The following is a 14943-nucleotide window of genomic DNA, read 5'->3' as shown; positions in this document are numbered from 1 at the left end:
AGCACTGATCATCGTCGCCTTAAGGTGGGAGTGTGCTCAGGTTGGTGCTGTCTCTGGTCCTGCTCGACCCCACCGCCGTCGCCGAGGTGCCGCAACGTAACGTCCCCGTCCCGAGCGTCCTGACCCCCGACGGCGACCGCCTGGGCTACGCGCCGGTCCCGCGCCCCTACACGGGGGCGCGGCGGCTCACGGGCGTCCTGCTCGGCCGTGACGCCGTGACGCGGGCGAACGTGCTGTGCGGGGGCACGGTGATCGGCTCGCGCAGCCGCAGCCTGGTGGTCACCGCGGCGCACTGCCTCTACCAGCACGGCCGCTCGCTCCAGCAGGTGACCTTCCTGCCCGGCTACGACCTGGGGCAACCGAAGCTGGGGGTCTGGCCCGCCGTGCGCGTGTGGGTGCCGGCCAAGTGGCGCACCGAGCCGTACTCGGCGAGTCTGCTGCCGTACGACGTCGGCTTGGTCGGTGTGGAGCGCCGCGAGCGCCCGCTGGAGGCCGTCACCGGCAAGGGCGTGCGGCCGATGCCCACCACCAGGGGCACGAAGCTGCGCGGGCTCGAACTGCTCGGCTATCCGGCGGGCAAGGGCTATCCGGGCACGAAGATGTACCGGTGCGTGGGCGACGCGACCGAGGGACTCTCCGAGGGGCCCGGGCTGATGATCACGCGCAACTGCCACGCCGCCGCCGGCGGGAGCGGCGGTCCCGCCCTGTACGGCGACGCGCTGGCCGGCGTTGTGTCCTCCTCCAGCCCGATGACCGACACCCAGGGGTACACCGTGCTGACCAGGCTGGGCGAGTCGGTGTTCGGGCGGATGTTCGCCAGGGCCGACAAGGAGATGCTCAAGCTGCCCGGCTGACGATCTCCTCGCAGAGGGCGTGGGTGGCCAGGGCGTCGTCGGCGGCGATCCGGCGGCCCTCGCGCACGGCGGCGAGGAAGTCGAGGCAGATCTGCTCGATGCCGCGCTGCCTGGCGACCGGCACCCAGTCGGGGCGACGGGCGAGCGTCTCGCCGCCCCGGTAGTCGACGACGTCGCCGAGGTTGGCCACGCGGCGCTTGGCGCCGTCGCCCATGGCCTCGCAGGTCTCCTCGCTCGCCCCGCTCGCCCGGTTCATGACGCCGATGGCGGTGAAGCCGTCGCCCGTCAGCTCCAGGACGACGTGCTCGAGGAGGCCGTCCTTCACGCGGATCCGGCTCCTGGTGCCGGTCACCGGGCCGGGGGCGAGGAACCTGAGGGTGTCCACCACGTGGATGAAGTCGTCGAAGATCACCCGTCGCGGCTCGTCGGGCTGGTTGTCGCGGTTCTTCTCCATGAGGACGAGGTGCCGGGGATGGGCGGCGAGCCCGGCGTATCCGGGCGCGTACCGGCGGTTGAAGCCGACCATCAGCGACCTCCCCTCGCTCTCCGCGAGCCGTACGAGCCGCTCCGACTCCTGGAGCGTGTAGGCGATCGGCTTGTCGACGTAGACGTGGATCCCGGCTTTGAGCAGGGGCTCCACGATCTGCGGGTGCGCCTCGGTGGCCGCGTGGACGAACGCCGCGTCGGCCCCCGCCTTGATCACCTCGTCCACGCTCGTGGACCGCCCGGCGATCCGGTAGGTGTCGCCGAGCCGGTCCAGGCGGGCCTGGTTGCGCGTGCAGAGGTGCAGGTCGAGGGAGGGCTGGGCGGCGAGCACGGGGAGGTAGGCCTTCTCCGCGATGTCACCCAGGCCGATCACGGCTATCTTCACGCCTCGAGCGTAGCCTTGAGCGCCACTTCGATCGGCGTAGGCGCGACACCGAACGTGGTCTGGAAGGCCGAGGAGTCGAGCACGAACGGCTGCGTGAACTGGTATCTGACGTGGCCCAGCTCCCCGATCATGGGCGAGAACAGGCCGGCCACCCTGACCAGCGGCCACGGGAGCCGCGCGAACTTGGGCGCGGGCCGCCCGAGCAGCGCGGCCATCCGCTCCCCCAGCTGGCGGAAGCTCAGCGGGTCGCCGGTGGGCACGTGCCACGGCCGGCCCCAGGCCCGCTCGTCGCCGCCGGCCACGATCAGCGCGTCCGCCACGTCGGGCAGGTAGGTCCAGCTGTGCGGCATGTCCGGGGGGTAGACGAGCTGGATGGTCTTGCCCTCCCTGAGCGGCACGAGGAAGCGGTCGCCCAGGTAGGACTGGTCGCTGGCGCCCGGGCCGAAGAAGTCGGAGCCGCGCACCTCGGTCGTCCTGATCCGGCCCGCCTCGTGCGCGGCCAGCGCGTCCCGCCACATCTTCGCCCGCACCCGGAACTTGGGGTTGGCGGAGGCGAGCGGCAGGTCCTCGGTCATGGGGCCGTCGACGGGCCCATACGGGTAGAGGTTGCCGAGCATCACGTAGACGGCGCCGCTCGCCTCGGCGGCGGCCAGGAACGACTCGGCCATCGGCGGCCAGTCGGTGAGCCAGCGGTGGTACTGGGGGTTGACGCAGTTGTAGAGGACGTCGGCCCCCTTGGCCGCCTCGATCAGCCGGGCCTTGTCGGAGATGTCGGCGGCCACCTTGACGGCCCCTTCGGGACCGCTGCCCGAGCGGGTCACGACGGTGACCTCGTGTCCCTGCGCGAGAAGCTTGTTCGCCACATGCGTGCCGACCTGGCCGGAGCCCACGACGACGTGCTTACCCATGATCAGACCTGCTTCCAGACGATGCGGAGAACCGCGTTGACGACGAACACAGCGAAGAAGACGACCGCGGGGGTCACCAGGCCGGAGGCGTAGAGCGCGGCGGCGCCCCCACCGAACCAGAGGATCTCCAGCGCGGCGCGGGCCAGGCCGGTGAGGGGGAACGTGGCGTTGGCGCCCCCGCCGGCCCCGAACAGCGCCCACGCGGCGATGAACAGCGCCGGGGCGCCCACTCCGGCCAGCAGCTTGATCCACCAGGCGGCGCTCAGGGTGAAGCCCCAGTAGCCCACGGAGGCCAGCACGCCGAGCTCCAGGAAGAACATCAGGACGGCGTTGGCGCCTTTGACTGTGCCGAGCATTACGGTCCTCCGTGAACTGTCATTCGCTTACGAGAGCAATGCTCTCTCAAGAGAGCAGCGATCGTCAAGAGCAGTGCTCTCGTTTTTTTGCACCGCTCTGATAGCCTGCTCCCATGACAGCCAGCCGTACCGCCAGAGAACGCGTCAGGGCCGAGCTCACCAGGGAGATCACCGACATCGCGCGCCGCCAGCTCGCCACCGAGGGCGCCGGCGGCCTGTCGCTGCGGGCCGTCGCCCGGGAGATGGGCATGGTCTCCTCGGCCATCTACCGCTACTTCCCGAGCCGCGACGACCTGCTGACCGCGTTGATCATCGACGGCTACAACGCGCTCGGCGAGAGCGTTGAGCGCGCCGACGCCGAGTGCCGGCAGGACGACTACCCGCGCCGGTGGATGACGGCCTGCCACGCCGTACGCGACTGGGCGGTGGCGCACCCGCACGAGTACGCGCTGCTCTACGGCTCCCCCGTGCCCGGCTACCAGGCGCCCCAGGACACGATCGCGGCCCGGGTGCGCGACGTCACCGTGCTGGGCCGGATCGTCTCCGACGCCTGGGCCGCGGGCGCGCTCCAGCCCCCTGCCGGCCAGGCCCCGCCCGAGCTGGCGCAGGAGGCGGAGGCGTTCCGCGGGCTCATGCCCGGCGTGCCCGACGACATGCTCTGGCGCGGCCTGTCCGCGTGGACCGCACTGTACGGGTGGGTCAACTTCGAGGTGTTCGGCCAGTTCAACAACACGATCGAGAACAGGCGCGCGGCGTTCGAGCACTCGATGCGGCTGGCGGGCTCGACCTTCGGGCTTGCTCAGTAAGACGCGGCTGGATCGAGCCGGTCGAGTCGGCCGAGCGACGCAAGCCGTACCGGATCACGAGAGCGGCCGCTCGGCGCTGGGCGAGCAGCTCGCCACCCTGCGCCGCATCGAGCAGGCAGGGGCCAGGCGCACGGGAGCGGTTTGGGGGCTCGCATGATGCGCGATGGCAATGGCGATGCTCAGCCTCTACCCGAAGGCGTGGCGGGAGCGCTACGGCGAGGAGGTCGCCGATCTGGTCGCCTCGCGCCCGGCAGGCGTGCGCACGGTGCTCGACCTGGTCTCGGGCGCGGCCGACGCGTGGCTGCACCACCGGCGGGTCCCGGGGGCCGGGACCTTGGCGGTTCCGCTCGCGGCGGTCCTGGCCTGCATGGGGGCGGCGCTCCTGCTCCTGTGGAACCCTGGCCTGCGCGACACGGCCGACCTGGTCAGCATGCGTGGCGCATGGGCCGGGGCGGCGGGCGCGGGCTCGATCGCCGGCCGGTTGCACGACCTGGCGCGGCTGCTCCACGCCGGGGCGGGCGCCATGGCCGTGCTCTCGGTGACGCCGCTGCTCTCCGCCTGCTTCGCGGCCCGGCGGCGTTCCGCACAGGATCCGATCACCCGGATGACGGCGCGGACGGTGATCGTGACGGCCGTGGTGCTCGTCATACCTGTCGGGCTGGTCGGCCTCGGCTTCGTCAGCATGGCGTACCTGGACGTGGGCTATCCCACCGGACCGCTGGGCGAGGCGATGGTCGGCGGTTTCCTGGTCCCGCCCATCATGGCGCTGGTGCTGGCGCTGCCCATGACGGCGGCGGACTCGACCGCGTTCGGCGCCGAGGTGCGCCGCATGGGCCAGGTCCTCGCGACGGCGGCCATCTGCAACACGCTCGCCTGGGTGCCTGTCGCGATTCTGCTGGTGATGGGCCGGGAGAACGTGTGGTGGTCGTTCGTGGGGACAGTGACGACGAGCGCGCTGGTGAGTGTGTGGATGGCCGCGCTGGTGGCGAGGAGCGCGATCAGGCGTGGCAGGACCGTGATGGGCCAGCTCAGCCCCGCGTGAACAGCGGCACCAGCACCTCGTCCACGATCGCGACGACGAGCTCGTCGGGGATGGGCGAGCCCTCGAAGAGGAAGTGGTGGCGCAGCAGGGCGTGACCGGCGTCCAGGCGGCGCGGGGTGACGGCCTCGGGGGCGACCTCACCGCGCTCGACCGCCCGGCCGACGACCTCCGCCATCAGCCTCCTGGTGGTGCTCTGGGAGTCCTTGCGCAGGGCGCGCAGCGGGGAGCCGCTGCTCAGCGCCTCGCCGAGCAGCCCGCGCATGGCCTCGCCCGCCGGGCCCGACAGCGCCTTCGACGTCATCCTGAGCATGGCTACCAGGTCGTCGCGCAGGTTGCCGGTGTCTGGCGCCGACCCGGGGGCGGGCAGCGAGTTGTAGACCGCGTCCATCACCAGCTCGATGCGGGTGGGCCAGCGCCGGTAGAGCGACGCCTTGCTGGCCTTGGCCCGCTCGGCGACGCGCTCCATGGTCAGCCCGGCGTAGCCGGCCTCGGCCAGCTCGTCGAGCGTCGCCTGGAAGATCGCGGTGTTCAGCGCCTCGCCCCGGCGTCGCGGCAGCTTGCGGTGGTCGGTCACCATGGCATCTTAGAGAGCCCGGGTGACGCGACCGGTGTCGCCGTTCACGGTTACCGGCTGGCCGTCCGCCAGCACGGAGGTGGCCCTGCCGGTGCCCATGACGGCCGGGATGCCGTACTCCCTGGCCACGATCGCGGCGTGCGAGGCCGCGCCGCCGGCGTCCACGACCACGGCCGACGCCAGCTGGAACAGGGGCGTCCACGACGGGTTCGTGTACGGGCAGACGAGCACGTCGCCGCTCTCCAGCTTGGCGAACTCGCTCGGCTCCCTGATCACCTTAACCGGCCCGGTCGTCACGCCGCCGCTGGCCGGCGAGCCGGTGACCAGCGCGTCCCCCGTCTCGCGGACGGGGAAGACGGCCGCGGGGTCGATCAGCCGCACGCCCGACAGCTCCTCCCGCTTGGCCGCCCGCGCCCGGACCGCCTCACGCAGCCGTTCCCGGTCCGCGCCAGCCGTCGCGGTCACGTCGCGGATGGCCTCCAGCTCCGGCAGCCGCAGGTGGAAGACGTCTTCCGGCCGGTCGAGCAGGCCCTGCCCGCGCAGGCGGCGGCCGATCTCCAGGAGGGACCTGCGCAGGATGGGCTGCGGCATCATGAAGTAGAAGTGGCTGTCCTCGCGGAAGGCGACGCCCGCGCGGGCGGCCTCCACCCGCCGCCGCATCCGGGCGCGGCCGCCGGCTGTCAGCCACGGGTGGCGGAGCAGCCGGTCGAGGGCGTCGTCGCCGTCCTTCCGCGCGGGCGGCCCGGCGGTCAGCGCCTTGATCAGGTCGATGACGGTCCCGGGGGCGTCGGACCAGGTGGGCGTGGTGACGAGGATCGGGCTGGAGGTCTCGCGGTGGCCGTACTCGGCCAGGAAGGCCCGCAGCTCCTCCTCGAACTCGGCCGGCCTCGGGCCCCCGTCGAGCGCGCCCGTCCGCCTGGCCAGCTCGGCCAGCCGTTCCAGCGCCTGGTTGGCGTCGGTGGTGCGGGTACGCGCCCCGTGCAGCAGGTCGCCGAAGAGGCGGCCGCGCCCGAGCAGCTTGACCGCCACCAGCAGCCGCAGCAGCGCGAGCCCGGTGCCGGGCAGGTAGTCCGCGCGCAGGCCGGTCACCGGGCCCACCAGGTCCAGGGCCTGCCTGGGCATGCGGACGAGCTCCGCCCACGGCAGCTCCGCCAGGTCGCGGGCGGCCAGCTCCCTGACCCCGGCGAGGTAGGCGCGGAAGCGCGGGTCCTCGGTCCAGCGGGCGGGGTCGAATTTCCTGGCCCTGGCCAGCAGGCTGAACGGGACGGCCGGAAGGTTCCTGGTGGGGCGCGGACTCTGCGGAACGAGCTGGTAGACGACGCCGTCCTCCTCCCGCAGGAACCCCTCGAACACGCCGGCTATGCCGAAGCCGGCCGCCACCCTGGCCATCAGCCCGACGGGGCCGTACGGGATCCAGGTCGTCATGTCGATCGGATAGGGCCGTTCCGGGAGGTACTCCATCAGAACGCTGGCGACGCGACGCTGGGCCGGGTTGAGCCTCCCGAGCGGGGGCGGCGGCAGCGCGGTCATGGGCCGGGCCTGCAGCAGGTGGACGCGACCGCCCGCGTACGCCCACTCGATGTCCTGGGGCCGCCCGAAGTGCGCGGCGACCTCCTTCCCCAGCCTGACCAGCTCCCCAAGCGCCGCGTCGGGCAGGCGCTCCTGAGCGGCCGAGCCTGTCTCTCGCGTCACTCCCCCGTCCGCCGCGCCCCTGATGACGACCTCGCGGCGCCCCGGCGTGAAGGCCGTGCCGGCGTCGGAGATCACGTAGTGGTCGGGCGTGACCAGGCCGGACACGACTGCCTCGCCGAGCCCGCTGCTGGCGTCGACGACGAGCTGCGCGCGGTCGCCGGTGACCGGGTTCGCGGTGAACATGACGCCCGCCAGGTCCGCCTCGACCATGCTCTGCACCACGACCGCGATCCGCACCTCGGAGTCGTCGATGCCGAGCCGGGCGCGGTAGGCGACGGCGCGGTCGGTCCAGAGCGAGCCCCAGCAGCGGCGTACGGCGTCGAGCACCGCCTGCTCTCCCACGACGTTCAGGTACGTGTCCTGCTGGCCGGCGAACGCGGCCCCCGGCAGGTCCTCGGCGGTGGCGCTGGAGCGCACGGCCACGGGCCCGCCGCCGAGGGCGGCGTACGCGCCCGCGACGGCCTCCCGCAGCTCGTCGGGCAGCTCGACCTGCTCGAAGTACGCCCGCGTGCCGTGCCCCTGGGCGATCACGTCGTAGGCGTGGGTGGTGACGACGAAGCCGCCGGGGACGGGGAAGCCGTTCCTGACGAGCTCGCCCAGGTTGGCGCCCTTGCCCCCGGCCATGGCCAGGTCGCCCCGGCCGAAGGAGTCCAGCGGTGCGACGAGTTTCACGATCTCTCCTCGGCGTAGGCGGTGGTACGAAGCGGACGCGCCGGCAGCGCCAGCGCGAGGAAGAACGCCACAGCCAGCAGCGGCGCCATGGCCGCGAAAACCGGCGGCACGGCCGCGGCGAAAGCGTCCCGCATGCTGTCGGGGACGTCGGACGGGTTCGTGGCGGAGATCCCCGACCTCAGCGTGATCAGCGCGCCCACCAGCGCCACCCCGGCGGACGCGCCGATCTGGCGCAGGAAAGTCACCGACGAGGTGGCGGTGCCCAGGTCGGCGTACTCCACGGCGTTCTGGGCGGCCAGCACCATGGTCTGCATGACGAGCCCGACCCCCAGCCCGGTCACCAGCATCGCGCCGGCCAGCGCCAGCGGGTCGCGGCCCGTCAGGCCGATCAGCCCGAGCCCGGCGGCGGCCACGGCCGTGCCCACGATCGGGTACGGCCGGTACCTCCCGGTCCGCGTGATCAGCCGCCCGGACACGACGGTCGTGGCGAGCACACCCGCCATCAGCGCCGTCACCAGCAGCCCCGCCCCCGTCGCGCTGGAGCGCAGTGCGATCTGCAGGTAGGCCGGCATGTACGTGATCGTCCCGAACAACGCGAACCCGATGAGCAGGCTGATCGACACCGGCACCGCGAACGCCCGGTCGCGGAACAGTCGCAGCGGCAGGATCGGGTCCTTGGCGAACCGGGCGCTGACCAGCCACGCCAGCGCCCCGGCGGCCGCCACGCCGAGGTAGACGGGGTTCCTGGTCTGCCCCAGCAGGACCACCCCGACCACGGCGACGGCCAGCGTGACGGCCCCGGCGACGTCGAGCGGCGCCCGACCCGCCTGCCCGCGCGGTCTCGGCAGCCGCAGGGTGACGCTCAGCACGACGAGCGCCAGCACCCCGAGCGGCGGGTAGATCGCGAAGATCCACCGCCAGCTCAGCCGATCGACGAAGAACCCTCCGATCAGCGGCCCGCCCACGGCGGCTACCACGTACATGGCCCCGATGAGCCCGAGGTAGCGGCCCCGCTCGCGCGGGCTCACCACCTCGCCGATGATCGCCTGCGCCCCGATCATCAGCCCGCCGCCGCCCAGGCCCTGCACGGCGCGGAAGGCGATGAACTGGGGCATCGACGTGGCCATCGCGCACAGCACGGCCCCGGTCACGAACACGACGATGGCGGCCTGCATGGTGGGCTTGCGGCCGTACCGGTCGCCAAGCTTGCCGTAGACGGGCATGACCACGGTGGCGGCGGCGAGGTAGGCGCTGACGACGGCGGGCATCTGGCCCAGCCCGCCCAGGCTGCCCGCCACGGCCGGCAGCGCGGGCGCCATGATCGTCTGATCGAGCGCGCCCAGCAGCATCGCCAGCATCAAGCCGGACAGCACGGCGCCCATGAGGCCCTCCTTAGAGAACGAGCCGTTCTCTAAGGAGCATAGGGTTCAACTTGAAGAAACGCAACGTTCACTAATGCCGAAGGCGAGGCTGCTGGGCAACAGCCTCACGCAACCCCCGGACTCCGTAAGCTTGCCTTGCCGCCTGCGATCGAGGAGTTGCCGATGACAGCCTTGCCGGAAGACAGCTGGCTCCACAGCATCCGTCCTCAACCCAGCAGGGTCACAGCCGAGGAGTACGAGGAGCTCCCGGAGGAGATCGCAAGGGCGATCGAGATCGTGGACGGTTACGTGGTCTACTGCGAGGCCCCTGCTCCCGATCATCAGAGCGCAGGCAGGCGGCTGGCCAACCTCCTGGAGCGCTACGCCAGGGACGCGATGAGCCGTGGACATGAGTGCCTCACCGTCAACAACGACGTCGACCTCCGGCTGCGAGACGTACCGCTACTCAACCGCCGCCCCGACGTCGTGATGTATCGATGCCTGGACCGGGAGCGCGGAGAGAAACTCCGTGCGCAGCACGCCCTGCTGGTCGTTGAGATCGTGTCACCCGGCTCGGAAACCCAGGACACAACCGACAAGCTTGGCGAGTATGCCAAGGCCGGTATTCCTCACTACTGGATCGTGCGCCTCGACCAGATCGGCGTGTCCACCATCGAGCGCTACCGGCTCGACCTCGCCTCAATGCTCTACAAACATGTGGGAACACTCATGAAAGAGGCCGATCCCGCCCCTGCGATCACTAACCCGCTGCCGCTCACCATCGACTGGGCGGACCTGCAATTCTGAAGCCCTACCGAGCACCTCGCTCGGGGTTCGTGGATCCACGGACATGATCAGCTCATGCGCATCGCCCAGAAGCGCTACGGCGAGACGTACGCGTGTACTCCCGGCACGTAGAAGGTCGAACCCTTCCTTGGCAGAAACGACTCGACCGCGCTTTCCCTGATCGGGGCGCGGTCGAGTTGATTCGGGCGTGGCCTTGTGGGCGCATGCCAAGCACCGGCCAGGCAGGTCAATGCGGGGTCCGGTGTGACGCTTGTGCTCAGCGCGAGGCGCGGTTGACCGCGGAGATGATGGCCTTGAGCGAGGCCGTCGTGGTGTTGGCGTCGACGCCGACGCCCCACAGCACCTTGCCGTCGACCTCGCACTCCAGGTAGGAGGCGGCCTTGGCGTCGGAGCCGGCGCTCATCGCGTGCTCCACGTAGTCGAGCACGCGCACCTGGATGCCGACCCCCGCCAGGGCGTCGATGAAGGCCGAGATCGGGCCGTTGCCCGCGCCCGCGATCTCGCGGATCTCCCCGTCGAGGCGGACGTCGGCGCCGATGCGGTCCTTGTCGTCCACCGTGGACTCGTGGCGGTGGGCCATCAGGCTGAGGCGGCCCCAGCGGTTGGCCGGGTTGGGCAGGTATTCGTCGCGGAAGATCTCGTACATCGCGGTGGGGCTGATCTCGCCGCCCTCGCTGTCGGTGCGGGCCTGCACCACCTTGGAGAACTCGATCTGCAGCCGGCGCGGCAGGTCGAGCTGGTGGTCGGCCTTCATGATGTAGGCGACGCCGCCCTTGCCCGACTGGCTGTTGACGCGGATGACGGCCTCGTAGGTGCGGCCGATGTCCTTCGGGTCGATCGGCAGGTACGGCACCGCCCAGGTGAACGCGTCGACCGGCACGCCCGCCGCGGCCGCGTCGCGCTCGAGGTGCTCGAAGCCCTTCTTGATGGCGTCCTGGTGGGAGCCGGAGAAGGCGGTGTAGACCAGCTCGCCGCCCCACGGGTGGCGCGGGTGCACGGGCAGCTGGTTGCAGTATTCGGTGATCCGGCGGATCTCGTCGATGTCACTGAAGTCGATCTCGGGGTCGACGCCCTGGGAGAACAGGTTCATGCCCAGGGTGACGAGGCAGACGTTGCCGGTGCGCTCGCCGTTGCCGAACAGGCAGCCCTCGATGCGGTCGGCGCCCGCCATGTAGCCCAGCTCGGCGGCGGCCACGGCGCTGCCGCGGTCGTTGTGCGGGTGCAGCGACAGGACGATCGAGTCGCGGTGCTTGAGGTTGCGGTGCATCCACTCGATCTGGTCGGCGTAGATGTTGGGGGTGGCCATCTCGACCGTGGCCGGCAGGTTGATGATGACCTTGCGGTCGGGGGTGGGCTGCCACACGTCGTTGACCGCGTCGCACACCTCGACGGCGTATTGGAGCTCGGTGCCGGTGAACGACTCGGGAGAGTACTGGAAGTAGACGTCGACGTCGGTCGCGTCGGCGAGCTTCTTGACCAGCTTGGCGCCCTCGACGGCGATGGCGGTGATGCCCTCCTTGTCCAGGCCGAACACGACGCGGCGCTGGAGGGTGGAGGTCGAGTTGTACAGGTGGACGATGGCCTGCTTGGCGCCCTCGATGGCCTCGAAGGTGCGCTCGATCAGCTCCGGCCTGGCCTGGGTCAGCACCTGGATGACCACGTCGTCGGGGACGCGGCCCTCTTCGATGATCTGGCGGATGAAGTCGAAGTCGGTCTGCGAGGCGGCCGGGAAGCCGACCTCGATCTCCTTGTAGCCCATGCGTACGAGCAGCTCGAACATCTGCAGCTTGCGATGGGAGTCCATCGGGTCGATCAGGGCCTGGTTGCCGTCCCGCAGGTCCACCGCGCACCAGCGGGGCGCCTTGGTGATGACCTTGTCGGGCCAGGTGCGGTCGGTCAGGCGGATGGGTTCGAACGCCTGATAGCGATGGGTCGGCATAGGGCTGGGCTGCTGGGCGGTCATGTCTGCTGGCTCCTCGTCGGTCGGAAGAAAGCGGCCGACGCGCATGACTGGCTCCGCGGCGAGGGAGCCGGCCTCAGTGGCCCCCGCCGCGGCAGCTAAGAAGCAGTCCGCGCAGCATGCCCTGCACGTTACCAGACGTCTCGCGGTGCACTGCTCCGGATCTCAGATCCTGAGAAGGCGGCGCGTCGCCCTCAGTCCGGTACCAGGACGCTGAGGCAGGTCACGCATCCTTCCAGCCGCTCGAACGCTTCCCTGACCTGGGCTTGTATTCGGAACGTCAGTCGGGACGCCTCTGGTTCTCGATGTACGTCCGGTTCCGATCGCGGCGACATGGGCTATACGGTAATGTGTTCGATTGTGAGGCTGATGGTGCAGGTGAAGCTCCTGCCGACACCCGAGCAGGCGGCGGCCCTGGAGGCCACGCTGCGCGCCGCCAACAAGGCCGCCGACCTCGTCTCACGGGTCGCCTTCCAGCAGCAGTGCTTCCGTAACTTCGACCTGCGTAAGCACACCTACGAGCACGTCAAGGCCGCCTTCGGACTGGCCGCGCAAGCCGCTCAGCACGTGATCAAGAAGGTCTGCGACGCCTACCGCACCCTGCATGCCAACCTGGCCGCCGGACACCTGGGCAAGCCAGGATCGGCGCGGCGGGTCAAAGCCGAGGGCAAACCGATCTCCTTCCGCCCCCAGGCGGCCCAGCCATACGACGACCGGTGCCTGTCCTGGCAGCACGGGGATCGGACAGTGTCAATCTGGACGACGGCCGGGCGGCTGCGCAGCCTCGCGTTCACCGGCTCCGACCAGCAGCTCACGCTGCTGAGCAAGCATCGCAAGGGTGAGTCCGACCTGGTGTGGCGGGAGGACATGTGGTTCCTGCACGCCACCGTCGACGTGCCGGACGTCCCCATCATCGCGCCGGACGGGTTCCTCGGGGTGGATCTGGGCATCGCCAACATCGCCACCACCAGCACCGGCGTCCGGCACAGCGGCAAGGGCCTGAACGCGGTCCGGCATCGCAACCGTGAGCTGCGTCGCCGCCTGCAGACCAAGGCCACCGAGTCGGCCAAGCGGCTGCTGAAACGGCGCCACCGTAAGGAGTCCCGCTTCGCCGCGAACGTCAACCATGTCATCGCCAAGCAAGTCGTGACCGAGGCAGAACGCACCGGACAAGGGATCGCTCTGGAGGACCTCCAGGGCATCCGCGACCGGGTACGGCTTCGCAAGCCCCAGCGGGTCACGCTGCATTCGTGGAGCTTCCAGCAACTGGGAGCCTTCATCGGCTACAAGGCGGCCCGGGCCGGGGTCGCTGTGATCCACGTGGACCCGTCCTACACCTCCCAGCAATGCTCGCACTGCGGGCACGTGGACAAGAACAACCGGCTCGATCAGGAAACCTTTTCCTGCACGTCGTGCGGCTTCGCTGAGCACGCCGACGTCAACGCAGCCCGCAACATCGCCTCACGCGGTGCGGCGGGCTGGGCAGTGAGTCACGCTGCCTGACGCGGACCGGACCGTCGACGCCATCGACGGCGAGGAGCTGCAAGCTCGGTCGTTTAGTTTAGGCCGAGAAGCTGACGTGCAGCACGCCGGTCAGAAGATCCACAGGCCCGTGAGCTGCGCGATCCCCTCGTCATTGGTGCGCGCCGACCTCCCGCCATCGGAGGTGTGCCTCGTCCCCTAAGGACCTCAGCCGAAGTGCGGCGGGGAACGGGCCCCCGGGGCGGAAGGTGGTGACGGTGACTAGAGTTCAGACATGCGGGACGACGAAATTCTCACCAGGATCAGTGCTCTGGTCGACGAGGAGCACGAGCTGCGCAACAGGCTGACCCAAGGCGAGGTGACCACGGACGAGGAGCAGGAGCGCATCAAGCAGCTGGAGACGGCGCTAGACCAGTGCTGGGACCTGCTCAGGCAGCGCCGGGCCAGGCGGAGCGCGGGCGAGGACCCCGACAACGCCGCCGCCCGCCCGGCCAACGAGGTCGAGAACTACCGCCAATAAATTCGCTCGCCCCGGCCGTCGTCCGTGCGATTTGCTGGGCACATGTGGATCCAGCCCATCGACCTCGACCGGCCGGGCGACCTGGTCACGGGCCTGCACGAGGCGTACACGGTGGCCTACTCCGACGATCCGGGCCCCCTGATGTCGCTCGCCCACTTCCGCCACGACATCGCCAGGCACTCGCCGGGCGACCGGGTCGAGCTGTGGGCGGTCGTCGAGGACGGGGAGGTCGTCGGCGGCTACGGCCTGTCGCTCTCCCAGCTCGACAACACGCATATGGGCTGGCTCTTCCCCCTCGTCGTGCGCCCCGAGCGGCGCGGCCGGGGGCTGGGCTCGGCGCTGTTCGAGCACGCGCTGGAGAGGCTGCGCCACCACGGCAGAAGCCTGCTCCTCACGGAGACGCCGACCACCGGCGTGGGCGCCCGCTTCGCGCTCGCCCACGGCATGACGGTCGCGGTCGCCGAGGCCCGCCGCGTGCTGGATCTCCGCAAGGCCGACTGGCACGCCCTGGAACGCATGCTCCCCACCGCCGAGGGCTACCGTCTCGAACGCTGGACCGGCCCGGCGGACCCCGGCCTGATCCCCGACCTCTCGACCCTGATGAACGGCATGAACGACGCCCCGCGCGACGCCGGCATCGAGGACTTCGACTTCAGCTCCGAGCGCATCCTCGACCGCGAGGAGGGCATCAAGAAGCGCGGGTTCACCAGCTATTCGATGATCGCACGCCGCGAGTCCGACGGGGCTCCCGCCGGATACACGCGGGTCTACCTCAGCGCCGGCGGCTCCGACGGCTGGGGGCACCAGGCGGACACGACCGTGCTGGCCGGGCACCGGGGCCACCGCCTCGGGCTGCTGCTCAAGCTCGCCAACCTGCTCTGGCTCCACGAGCAGGAGCCCCACCTGGAGCGGATCATCACCTGGAACGCCACCTCCAACGCCCACATGCTGGCCATCAACGAGGCCATGGGCTTCGAGCTGCTCGACGAATGGAACGAATGGCGGCTGGAACTGTAGGCCGTTCGGGGGCGGGGGGCT

At 70.6% G+C, this 14943-nt stretch carries 14 protein-coding genes; 7 read left to right on the top strand and 7 right to left on the bottom strand.

Annotation, left to right across the window (positions count from 1 at the left end):
- Positions 1–32 precede the first annotated feature (32 nt).
- Complete coding sequence (locus H4W80_RS47925) at positions 33–854, top strand: trypsin-like serine peptidase (RefSeq protein ID WP_192791142.1); 822 nt, start codon at positions 33–35, stop codon at positions 852–854.
- Here the strand turns inward: H4W80_RS47925 and H4W80_RS47920 are convergent.
- From H4W80_RS47920 to H4W80_RS47910, 3 genes are read right to left on the bottom strand one after another with little or no spacing between them, the layout of a single operon-like run.
- Positions 838–1725, bottom strand: coding sequence for a Gfo/Idh/MocA family protein (locus H4W80_RS47920; protein ID WP_192791141.1), 888 nt, complete (start codon positions 1723–1725; stop codon positions 838–840). The genes H4W80_RS47925 and H4W80_RS47920 overlap by 17 nt on opposite strands.
- Entirely contained in the window at positions 1722–2633 is a 912-nt protein-coding gene (locus tag H4W80_RS47915; RefSeq protein WP_192791140.1) for an NAD-dependent epimerase/dehydratase family protein, read from the bottom strand. The genes H4W80_RS47920 and H4W80_RS47915 overlap by 4 nt, the downstream gene beginning before the upstream one ends.
- A gap of 2 nt (positions 2634–2635) precedes the next feature.
- On the bottom strand, positions 2636–2989 hold the full coding sequence (locus H4W80_RS47910) for a YrdB family protein (protein ID WP_192791139.1): 354 nt from the start codon (positions 2987–2989) through the stop codon (positions 2636–2638).
- A 113-nt stretch (positions 2990–3102) separates the two neighbouring features.
- Here H4W80_RS47910 and H4W80_RS47905 point away from each other — a divergent pair, with 113 nt between their 5' ends.
- The gene (locus H4W80_RS47905; RefSeq protein ID WP_192791138.1) at positions 3103–3795 is read left to right on the top strand and encodes a TetR/AcrR family transcriptional regulator; all 693 of its coding nucleotides are present in this window, start codon (positions 3103–3105) and stop codon (positions 3793–3795) included.
- A 163-nt stretch (positions 3796–3958) separates the two neighbouring features.
- Positions 3959–4837, top strand: coding sequence for a hypothetical protein (locus tag H4W80_RS47900; RefSeq protein WP_192791137.1), 879 nt, complete (start codon positions 3959–3961; stop codon positions 4835–4837).
- On the opposite strand, the gene H4W80_RS47895 is transcribed toward H4W80_RS47900, so the two are convergent.
- Genes H4W80_RS47895 through H4W80_RS47885 form a run of 3 tightly spaced genes read right to left on the bottom strand, consistent with a single transcriptional unit; the run spans position 4824 to position 9157 of the window.
- Positions 4824–5414, bottom strand: a complete 591-nt coding sequence (locus tag H4W80_RS47895; protein WP_192791136.1) for a TetR/AcrR family transcriptional regulator — start codon at positions 5412–5414, stop codon at positions 4824–4826. The two genes, H4W80_RS47900 and H4W80_RS47895, sit on opposite strands and share 14 nt — an antisense overlap.
- A 6-nt stretch (positions 5415–5420) precedes the next feature.
- Positions 5421–7775 carry a PEP/pyruvate-binding domain-containing protein gene (locus H4W80_RS47890; protein WP_318787392.1) on the bottom strand — a complete coding sequence of 785 codons (2355 nt, stop codon included), beginning with the start codon at positions 7773–7775 and terminating at the stop codon, positions 5421–5423.
- A complete protein-coding gene (locus H4W80_RS47885) occupies positions 7772–9157 on the bottom strand; it encodes an MDR family MFS transporter (protein WP_192791135.1) in 1386 nt (461 codons plus the stop codon). The genes H4W80_RS47890 and H4W80_RS47885 overlap by 4 nt, the downstream gene beginning before the upstream one ends.
- A 162-nt stretch (positions 9158–9319) precedes the next feature.
- Between H4W80_RS47885 and H4W80_RS47880 the strand changes: the two genes are divergently transcribed.
- Complete coding sequence (locus tag H4W80_RS47880) at positions 9320–9943, top strand: Uma2 family endonuclease (protein WP_192791134.1); 624 nt, start codon at positions 9320–9322, stop codon at positions 9941–9943.
- A gap of 256 nt (positions 9944–10199) precedes the next feature.
- Here the strand turns inward: H4W80_RS47880 and leuA are convergent, their stop codons facing one another.
- Positions 10200–11906, bottom strand: coding sequence for a 2-isopropylmalate synthase (leuA, locus tag H4W80_RS47875; protein ID WP_192791133.1), 1707 nt, complete (start codon positions 11904–11906; stop codon positions 10200–10202).
- Positions 11907–12272: 366 nt separating this feature from the next.
- Between leuA and H4W80_RS47870 the strand changes: the two genes are divergently transcribed.
- From H4W80_RS47870 to H4W80_RS47860, 3 genes are all read left to right on the top strand, one after another.
- Positions 12273–13406 (top strand): RNA-guided endonuclease InsQ/TnpB family protein, encoded by a 1134-nt coding sequence (locus H4W80_RS47870; RefSeq protein WP_225964065.1) that lies wholly within the window; start codon positions 12273–12275, stop codon positions 13404–13406.
- 253 nt (positions 13407–13659) lie between these two features.
- Positions 13660–13905: a DUF2630 family protein gene (locus tag H4W80_RS47865; RefSeq protein WP_185071945.1), complete on the top strand. Its 246-nt coding sequence runs from the start codon at positions 13660–13662 to the stop codon at positions 13903–13905.
- 42 nt (positions 13906–13947) lie between these two features.
- Positions 13948–14922: a GNAT family N-acetyltransferase gene (locus H4W80_RS47860; RefSeq protein WP_192791131.1), complete on the top strand. Its 975-nt coding sequence runs from the start codon at positions 13948–13950 to the stop codon at positions 14920–14922.
- Positions 14923–14943 lie beyond the last annotated feature (21 nt).

This window comes from Nonomuraea angiospora (genome assembly GCF_014873145.1).
GTDB classification, from domain to species: Bacteria; Actinomycetota; Actinomycetes; order Streptosporangiales; family Streptosporangiaceae; genus Nonomuraea; species Nonomuraea angiospora.
The sequence above is the reverse complement of the archived record's forward strand: the minus strand, read 5'-3'. Positions and strand labels throughout refer to the sequence as shown.